The organism is Polaromonas sp. P3_C2, from assembly GCF_056402675.1.
On record NZ_JBFUGX010000108.1, the window covers coordinates 1 to 8,652 of the forward strand.

At 60.7% G+C, this 8,652-nt stretch carries 8 protein-coding genes and 1 pseudogene; 8 read left to right on the forward strand and 1 reads right to left on the reverse strand.

What is annotated here, in order from left to right; all coding sequences use genetic code 11:
* The 5 genes and pseudogenes from gudD to AC1DWI_RS06815 form a co-directional block, all read left to right on the forward strand.
* A pseudogene (gene gudD / locus AC1DWI_RS06795) lies at window positions 1-176 on the forward strand (glucarate dehydratase); the annotation flags it as partial.
* A gap of 159 nt (window positions 177-335) precedes the next feature.
* Complete coding sequence (locus AC1DWI_RS06800) at window positions 336-1,325, forward strand: sialic acid TRAP transporter substrate-binding protein SiaP (protein WP_477671064.1); 990 nt, start codon at window positions 336-338, stop codon at window positions 1,323-1,325.
* Window positions 1,326-1,380: 55 nt separating this feature from the next.
* Window positions 1,381-2,358 carry a Bug family tripartite tricarboxylate transporter substrate binding protein gene (locus tag AC1DWI_RS06805; RefSeq protein ID WP_477671065.1) on the forward strand — a complete coding sequence of 326 codons (978 nt, stop codon included), beginning with the start codon at window positions 1,381-1,383 and terminating at the stop codon, window positions 2,356-2,358.
* Window positions 2,359-2,360: 2 nt separating this feature from the next.
* Complete coding sequence (locus AC1DWI_RS06810) at window positions 2,361-3,425, forward strand: Gfo/Idh/MocA family protein (protein ID WP_477724577.1); 1,065 nt, start codon at window positions 2,361-2,363, stop codon at window positions 3,423-3,425.
* Between the two features lie 228 nt (window positions 3,426-3,653).
* A complete protein-coding gene (locus AC1DWI_RS06815) occupies window positions 3,654-3,962 on the forward strand; it encodes a winged helix-turn-helix transcriptional regulator (protein ID WP_457278868.1) in 309 nt (102 codons plus the stop codon).
* A gap of 115 nt (window positions 3,963-4,077) precedes the next feature.
* Here the strand turns inward: AC1DWI_RS06815 and AC1DWI_RS06820 are convergent, their stop codons facing one another.
* Window positions 4,078-5,106: a Bug family tripartite tricarboxylate transporter substrate binding protein gene (locus tag AC1DWI_RS06820; protein ID WP_477671067.1), complete on the reverse strand. Its 1,029-nt coding sequence runs from the start codon at window positions 5,104-5,106 to the stop codon at window positions 4,078-4,080.
* A gap of 197 nt (window positions 5,107-5,303) precedes the next feature.
* On the opposite strand from AC1DWI_RS06820, the gene AC1DWI_RS06825 reads away from it, so the two are divergent.
* From AC1DWI_RS06825 to dnaK, 3 genes are all read left to right on the forward strand, one after another.
* Window positions 5,304-6,005: a GntR family transcriptional regulator gene (locus AC1DWI_RS06825; RefSeq protein ID WP_477671068.1), complete on the forward strand. Its 702-nt coding sequence runs from the start codon at window positions 5,304-5,306 to the stop codon at window positions 6,003-6,005.
* Window positions 6,006-6,369: 364 nt separating this feature from the next.
* Window positions 6,370-6,930: a nucleotide exchange factor GrpE gene (gene grpE / locus AC1DWI_RS06830; RefSeq protein ID WP_477671069.1), complete on the forward strand. Its 561-nt coding sequence runs from the start codon at window positions 6,370-6,372 to the stop codon at window positions 6,928-6,930.
* Window positions 6,931-7,094: 164 nt separating this feature from the next.
* A partial coding sequence (gene dnaK / locus AC1DWI_RS06835) for a molecular chaperone DnaK (RefSeq protein WP_477724578.1) occupies window positions 7,095-8,652 on the forward strand: 1,558 nt, incomplete at its 3' end.

Genomic DNA, 8,652 nt, shown 5'->3' on the forward strand with positions numbered 1-8,652 from the left:
AGGTTGCAGTGCCAAAAACACCGGGCCTCGGCGTAGAGCTGGACATGGCTGAAGTGGAAAAAGCGCACCAGCTTTACCTCAAGCACGGCCTCGGTGCGCGCGACGATGCCGTGGCCATGCAATACCTGATCCCCAACTGGAAATTCAACAACAAGATGCCCTGCATGGTTCGATGAATCCAGCAGGCCGCCGGAATTTAGAGGATTCCGGAAATCTGCCATGCCCATCTGCACGGGAAGTTTGTAGCCCGCAAGGCGCCGGGGGCGGTATACCGCGGCGCCCTTTCCCCACCAACGATACCCACTGAGCCATTACAAACAATCAGGAGACAAGACATGAAACGCAGAACCCTTTGCAGCATTGCGGGTGCGACGCTGCTGGCACTGGCCGGCACGCTGGGCGCAGGCGCCGCCGCAGCCCAGACCAAACTCAAATGGGCTCACGTCTACGAGACCTCGGAGACCTTTCACAAGCAGGCCGTCTGGGCCGCCGACGAAATCAGGAAGAAGACCAACGGCCGCTATGTGGTGGAGGTCTTCCCGGCCTCATCCCTGGGCAAGGAAACCGACATCAACCAGGGCCTGACACTGGGCACCGTCGACATCATCTACACCGGCGCGGCCTTTGCCGGGCGTGCACACCCGCCGCTGTCGATCGCCGCCGCGCCTTTTGTGTTTCGCGATTACGCGCACTTTCAGGCATTCCGTAACGGTCCGATCTTTCAGGAGCTGGCTCAGGGTTATGCCAGCAAGACCGGCGGCCAGCACATTGCAGGCTACACCTACTACGGCCTGCGCCACATGACTTCCAACAAGGTCATCAACAAACCCGAGGACATGAAAGGCCTCAAGCTGCGCGTGCCCGACGCACCACTTTTTGTGATGTTCCCAAGGGCCGTGGGTGCGAACCCGACGCCCATCGCCTTTGCCGAGGTCTACCTGGCGCTGCAAAACGGCACGGTCGATGCACAGGAAAACCCGCTTCCCACCATCGAGGCCAAAAGGTTTTACGAAGTCCAGAAATACATCACCCTGACCGGCCACATCACCGAATCGCTGCTCACGGCCGTGTCGAGCTCGGTCTGGTCCAAACTCAGTGAGGCCGACAAGAAGGTCTTCGACCAGGTGCTCTGGGAGGCGTCGAGCCGCGCCAGCCAGGACATCGTCGATGCCGAAAACCGCCTGGTCGCCGAGTTCGAGAAAAAAGGCAAAACCGTCAACAAGGTAGACCGCGCGCCTTTTGCCGCAGCGGTCTTGCCTTCGCTCACCGCTGCCGATGCCCCGTGGCCCAAGAGTCTGTACGAACGCATTCAGGCCATCAAGTAAGTAGTTCCAACCAACACCACCAGACAACACCACCAGACAACACACAGGAGACATCATGAAACGCCGTTCCCTCATCCATTCCGCACTTGCTGGCGCTGCCCTGTCGGCGCTGGGACTTCCTGCCTTCGCACAAGACAAGTGGCCCAGTAAACCCATCACCTTCATCGTGCCCTTTCCTGCAGGCGGGACCACCGACATCCTGGGCCGGCTGATTGGYCAAAAACTCGGGCCGGTACTCGGCACCACCATCGTGATTGACAACAAGGGCGGTGCTGGCGGTAGCGTCGGCTCGGAAGTCGCGTCCCGCGCACCGGCAGATGGCTACACGATGCTGGGCGGCACCGTCAGCTCGCATGCCATCAATGTGAGCCTTTACCCGAAACTGGGCTACGACCCGATCAAGTCTTTCTCGCCGGTGGCGCTCATCGGCACCAACCCCGTCGTGCTGGTGGTGGGGGCCAACAGCCCTTACAAAACGCTGCAGGACGTGCTGGCCGCAGCGAAGGCCAAACCCAAAACCATTTCTTCCGCATCGGCCGGCAGCGGCACATCGCAGCATCTCTCGCTGGAACTGCTGGGCTTCAAGTCGGGCACCCAGTTCATCCATGTGCCCTACAAAGGCAGCGGCCCCGCCATCCAGGACGTGATCGGCGGGCAGGTGGACATGATGTTCGACACCACGGTCGTAGCAGGTCCTCATATCCAGAGCGGCAAGGTGCGTGCGCTGGCGGTCACCTCCGCCAAGCGCCTGGAGTCCATGCCGAATGTGCCAACGGTGGCCGAATCCGTCCCCGGATTTGAGGTTGCCTCATGGCAAGCCATTTTTGTACCCACCGGCACCCCCAAGCCCATCATTGACAAGCTGCACGATGAAATCATGAAAATCACCGCGCAGCCCGAGATGCAGGAACGCCTCAAAGGACTGGGCATGCAACCGTCCAGCATGACGATCGAGCAGGTCTCCGCCTTCCAGAAGGCAGAGGTCGAGAAATGGGCGCAAGTCATCAAGGCGGCCAACGTCAAGCTTGACTGAACATGCCGTCCATACCCAGCCCTGCGCGGCTGCGCCTCGCCGTCATTGGCGCAGGGCTGGGCTCGGCACCTCACTTCCGAAGTCTTGAAGACCTGGCCAGTGAAGCAGACGTCGCATGGGTTTATGGGCGAAATCCCGAACGGCTGGCCGCTGTAGAAGTGCCCCAAGGGGCGCGCCGAACTACGCGACTGGAAGATATTCTGGAAGACGCCAGCGTAACAGCCGTGCTGGTTCTCACGCCGCCCAATACCCATCTGGACCTCGTGCAGCAGGCAACGCGTGCGGGCAAGCATGTGCTGGTCGAAAAGCCCCTCGAAATTGATTTGAACCGGGCCAATGCATTGGTCGATGCTTGCGAAACTGCGGGGGTCATGCTGGCAGTGATGCTGCAGCACCGCATGCGCGACGCGGCCCTTGCCGTGGCGGCACTGCTGCGTGACGACGTTATGGGCCCGCTGGTCAGCGCTGCCGCGTCGATCCGGTGGTGGCGGCCGCAAAGTTATTACGATGAGCCCGGACGCGGCACCCTGGCGCGGGACGGCGGCGGCGTGCTGATCACGCAGGCCATTCATACGCTCGACCTGCTGCTCAGCTTCACCGGCATGCCGGAGCGCGTCACAGGCGTTGCAAGCACCAGCGCAGTGCATCGCATGGAGGGCGAAGACACGGCTGCCGCATTGCTGCACTACAGCAGCGGTGCGGTCGCTGTGGTTCAGGCCACCACGGCGGCCTACCCCGGTTTTCCCGAGCGCATTGAACTCAACTTCACCCAGGGCACCGTGACGCTGGAAGGCGGTGAAATGCGGGCGGTCTTTTCCAGTGGAAAGACGCTGACCGCCGGTGCACGCCAGGYCTCCGGCGGTGGCGCCAACCCCATGGCCTTTGACCATGCAGCTCATCGCGCCGTGCTGCAGGATTTCATTCGCTCTGTCCAGAATGGACGTGCACCCACCGTAACGGGGCGCTCTGCACTTGGCGTGCAACAAGTGATTGAAGTGATCATGGAATCATCCAGAACAGGCAGCGCTGTAGCACTTCATCCGGCAACACGGATCCCGGTGATGTAGGTAGAAATGATGCGCCTGGGCTTACCCGATGCGTTCTTAAGCCCATTGCCACATCCGGCGCATCAGGGTTTTCCAAGAGAGTTTCAGGCTGTAGTCCAACGGCAGCGGGCGTGGGCAGCTATAAAACTCGTAGCAGTCAGCAATTTGCGTTATATTTGGCCCCAAGCTTTCGAAGCTTTCTGCTTAACAACCCCCTGTGACCAAACTGTGACCCGAGGAGATAACCTGATGAGTGCCAAAGAAAATGCAGCGGTAGGCCAATTGCTTGAACTGCTGGAAGCACGCTACGCACTGCGCGTGCTGTGGGCCCTGAAAGACGGCCATCCCCAGACATTCCGCCTCCTTCAAGACAGCATCGGCAGCATCACACCCAACACCCTCAATACCCGCATCAAGGAATTGCGCGCAGCCGGCCTGCTTGGCCATGGCAGCGACGGCTACACGGTCACCACACTGGGCGCCGACCTGCTCAAGCGCTTGAACGACCTGCAGGCATTTGCCGGCAAGTGGGCCGTCAGCCAGACCAAGAAAAAGTAAATTACCTGGCCAGCCTGGCCCGAAAAAAAGCGACCTTCAGGGTCGCTTTTTTGTTGCGCTGTTTTACCGATCAACAGGCATTCATCAGGTATTCATCCATGCACTTCCCGGCGCCCTAATCCACTGCAGCGCCGGAACGCTTCACCGCGTCACCCCACAAAGTCATGCTGGCAGCAATATGCCTGGCCAGTTCCTCGGGGGTGCCCGGCGCCACCTCGGCACCACGCGACTGCAGCTGCGCGCGCAACTCCGGATCCGCCAGGGCTTTGTGGATCGCTTCGTTCAGGCGATTGACGATGGGCCTGGGCGTTCCGGCGGGAACAAAAATCGCGTCCCATGCGCTGACATCAAATCCGGGCAAGCCCGACTCCGCGATGGTGGGTAAATCCGGCCAGCCCGCCACGCGCGTGGCTGTCGTTACCGCCAATGGTTTGACACGTCCGCTTTTCGCCTGCGGTGCGGCATTCGGCATGACCTCGATCATCATGTCGACCTGCCCGCCGACCAGGTCCGTCATGGCCTGTGCGCCGCCGCGGTAAGGTCTGTGCACCACAGCCAGGCCCGCGCGCGATTTGTAGATTTCTCCGGCCAGGTGGGACGTGGTGCCGTTGCCGGCGGAGCCAAAGGTGTATTTCCCCGGATTGGCCTTGAGCAGCTTGGTGAGTTCCGCCATGGAGTTGACTTGCAGCGTGGGCCGCACTACCACCATGGCGGCGATGCGTGTGAGCTGGGTCACGGGCTCGAAGTCGCGAGACGGGTTGAAGCCGGGTGACCTGTAGATCGCATGGTTGATGGCATGTGTGCCGTTGGTGCCGTACAGCAGGGTGTAGCCATCGGCCGGCGCCTTGGCCGCTGTTGCACTGCCCACGTTTCCGCCGGCGCCGCCCAGGTTTTCGACCACGACAGGTTGACCCAATTCCCTGGTGGCACGCTGCATGACCAGCCGGGCCAGTGTGTCACCGCCACCACCCGCAGGAAAAGGAACGATCAGCTTGATGGGCTTGCTGGGATAACTTGCAGCCGGCTGGGCGTGCGCGACGGACAAGCCAGTGAAGGCAAGCACCAACGATGCAGCACAAGCCGCTGCCAGCCGCGTTGCGGTGCGGGCAAGCCGTCGCAAGGAATGGAGGCGAAGTAGATCCATGGTGTCTCCTGGGGGTGGTATCGGCCACAACGCTGGTGGCAGGTTGATGGTTCATGCGCCATCCAGCGCGAAATACTTAGTCATCTTATTTTATTGCACGCAATAGTGACTTCATTAACCAGATTAACCCTAATAAACCCAGATACTGCATGCAATAATCCTTCCACTCAGCCAACCACTATCAACCGTTACAGCTTATGTCTTCCCAGATTGAATACACCACGCAGACATTGAGGCAAAGAATCCTCAGCGGCCAGGCGGCCCCGGGCGAACGCATGGTGGAGCTTGAGCTGTCCGCCCAATTGGCGGTTTCGCGCACACCGATCCGTATTGCGCTCGGTGAGCTGGAAAAGGAAGGCTTGCTGGAACGCCTGCCGACACGCGGCTTTCGCGTCAGGCAATTCAGCGTTGACGAAATTGCCAATGCAGTCGACGTGCGGGGCGTGCTGGAAGGCATGGCAGCCAGGCAGGCCGCCGAGCGCGGCATCACGCCCGAAACCCGGGAGGCCCTGCAGGCCTGCATCGAGGACGGCCGCCTGCTGCTGGAGCAGGCACGGGCCGCCGGCCATGTGATTGACGCAGCCCGCTGGGTCCCCACGAACGCCCGCTTTCATAGTGCCTTGGCGCACGCCGCCGGCAACAGCACATTGACCTCCGCACTGGCCCATGTCAGCAAAACGCCGATGGCCGGCGCCGGGGCGCTCAGCCTGAACGGCGCCCTGCCCCTGCTCGAATACGGGTTCATTCAGCGCGCACAAACCGACCACGAAGACGTGCTGGCCGCACTGCAGGCCGGTGAAGGGGCGCGTGCCGAAGCCCTGATGCGCGAACATGCCCACCGCAGCCGTGACAACAAGCGCGAACTCATGATGCGCATGCAGAAACCGGCCACGCCTTGAAGCGGTTTTTGCCGTCTCCACCTGAAATTTCGACGTTTTAGCCTTTCATCCCAATAGGAATGCGCGCCGATAGCTATCAATAACATAGCATCAGGCCTGCACCCGGCACCATCCCATGGACTGCCAGAACCTGCCTCACCGGCCGGGGAACGGGTGGCCAGCCACTACAATTCAGGCCACGAACCAGTTTCTGCGGCTGGGGCACACCGGTCCGCACAGGAACGGCAGGGCCCCAACCGTGCTGGACCCCTCAGGCCGCGCACCCGCAGCCAAACTATCTGGACCAAAAACGAAGCCCCTGTCTTGAAAAGGGCTTTGCCATCCCCAGCTGGAAACATTACCAGCTTCAACCCTGTTTTCGAGCATGTCTGACAATACACAACCCGAACAAAATCAACCACTTAGCGGTGAGCCCAGTCCTGAAGAACTGGAAGCGGCGCAGGCCGCCAACGAGTTTGATGCGCTGACCGTCGCACAAGCCGAAGTCGCGACGCTGCAGGCCAAGAACACCGAGCTGGCCGACAGCTACCTGCGCGCCAAGGCCGAGACCGAAAACGCCCGCCGCCGCGCGGACGAAGAAGTCGCCAAGGCCCGCAAATACGCACTGGAAAGCTTTGCCGAAAGCCTGCTGCCCGTGGCAGACAGCCTGGAAGCCGGCCTGGCCATCAAGGACGTTACGCCGGAGCAGATCCGCGAAGGCGCCGAGGCCACACTCAAGCAGCTGAAAAGTGCGCTCGAGCGCAACAAGGTAGTCGCCATCGACCCCGCGCCCGGCACCAAATTCGACCCGACCCAACACCAGGCGATCAGCATGGTGCCGGCCGACCAGGAAGCCAACACCGTGGTCAACGTGCTGCAAAAAGGCTACCTGATCGCCGAGCGCGTGCTGCGCCCCGCCTTGGTCACGGTGGCAGCTCCCAAGTAAAAAACTCTTAAAAAACCTTGAAAACATTGTTGAAGCCCTTGAAGCCACACAACTTACCCACAAGTTATCAACATAGTTAATCCATACCGCGGCCAGCGGCACTGAACGCCCCGGCCACCCCACCTTCAATCTTTAACGAATCAAAAAAGCAGGAGTAAATCATCATGGGAAGAATCATCGGCATTGACCTCGGCACTACCAACAGCTGCGTGTCCGTCATGGAGGGCAACACCCCCCGCGTGATCGAGAACTCGGAAGGCGTGCGCACCACCCCTTCCATCGTCGCCTACCAGGAAGACGGCGAAGTGCTGGTCGGTGCATCGGCCAAGCGCCAGGCCGTGACCAACCCCAAGAACACCCTGTACGCTGTCAAGCGTTTGATCGGCCGCAAGTTCACCGAAAAAGAAGTCCAGAAAGACATCGCACTGATGCCTTATTCCATCGTGGCTGCCGACAACGGCGACGCCTGGGTGGAAGTGCGCGGCAAGAAGCTGTCGGCCCAGCAAGTGTCTGCCGACATCCTGCGCAAAATGAAGAAAACCGCCGAAGACTACCTCGGCGAGCCGGTCACCGAAGCCGTGATCACCGTGCCTGCCTATTTCAATGACGCACAGCGCCAGGCCACCAAAGACGCCGGCCGCATCGCCGGCCTCGACGTGAAACGCATCATCAACGAACCCACCGCAGCGGCTCTCGCCTTCGGCCTGGACAAGCAGGAAAAGGGCGACCGCAAGATCGCTGTGTATGACCTGGGCGGCGGCACTTTCGACATCTCCATCATCGAGATCGCCGATGTCGACGGTGAGAAGCAGTTTGAAGTACTCTCCACCAACGGCGACACCTTCCTGGGCGGCGAAGACTTCGACCAGCGCGTCATCGACTACATCGTGGCCGAGTTCAAGAAAGACAGCGGCATCGACCTGTCGAAAGACGTGGTGGCCCTGCAGCGTCTGAAAGACTCGGCTGAAAAGGCCAAGATCGAACTGTCCAACAGCCCGGCCACCGAAGTCAACATTCCCTACATTGCGCACGACCCCGCCACCGGCCCCAAGCACTTGCTGGTCAAGCTGACCCGCGCCAAGCTCGAAAGCCTGGTCGACGAACTCATCGAGCGCACGATTGCACCTTGCCGCATCGCCATGAAGGATGCCGGCGTCAGCGCGGCTGACATCCATGACGTGATTCTGGTCGGCGGCCAGACCCGCATGCCCAAGGTGCAGGAAAAGGTCAAGGAGCTCTTCGGCAAGGAACCCCGCAAGGACGTGAACCCCGACGAAGCCGTTGCCGTAGGCGCAGCGATTCAGGGCCAGGTCCTCTCCGGCGACCGCACCGACGTGCTGCTGCTCGACGTGACCCCGCTGTCCCTCGGTATCGAAACCATGGGCGGCGTGATGACCAAGATGATCAAGAAGAACACGACCATCCCGACCAAGTTTGCACAGACCTTCTCGACCGCTGAAGACAACCAGCCGGCCGTGACGATCAAGGTGTTCCAGGGCGAACGCGAAATCGCTTCGGGCAACAAGGGCCTGGGCGAGTTCAACCTCGAGGGCATTCCGCCGGCAGCGCGCGGCACGCCGCAGATCGAAGTGTCCTTCGACATCGACGCCAACGGCATCCTGCACGTCGGCGCCAAAGACAAGGGCACCGTCAATGAAAACAAGATCACAATCAAGGCCAACTCCGGTTTGTCTGAAGCTGAAATCCAGCAGATGGTGAAAG

Bases quoted from the DNA above. Each gene is read 5' to 3' on its own strand.
- AC1DWI_RS06825 (WP_477671068.1), top strand. From the start codon at position 5,304: ATGTCTTCCCAGATTGAATACACCACGCAGACATTGAGGCAAAGAATC.
- AC1DWI_RS06820 (WP_477671067.1), bottom strand. From the start codon at position 5,106: ATGGATCTACTTCGCCTCCATTCCTTGCGACGGCTTGCCCGCACCGCA.
- AC1DWI_RS06815 (WP_457278868.1), top strand. From the start codon at position 3,654: ATGAGTGCCAAAGAAAATGCAGCGGTAGGCCAATTGCTTGAACTGCTG.
- grpE (WP_477671069.1), top strand. From the start codon at position 6,370: ATGTCTGACAATACACAACCCGAACAAAATCAACCACTTAGCGGTGAG.
- AC1DWI_RS06800 (WP_477671064.1), top strand. From the start codon at position 336: ATGAAACGCAGAACCCTTTGCAGCATTGCGGGTGCGACGCTGCTGGCA.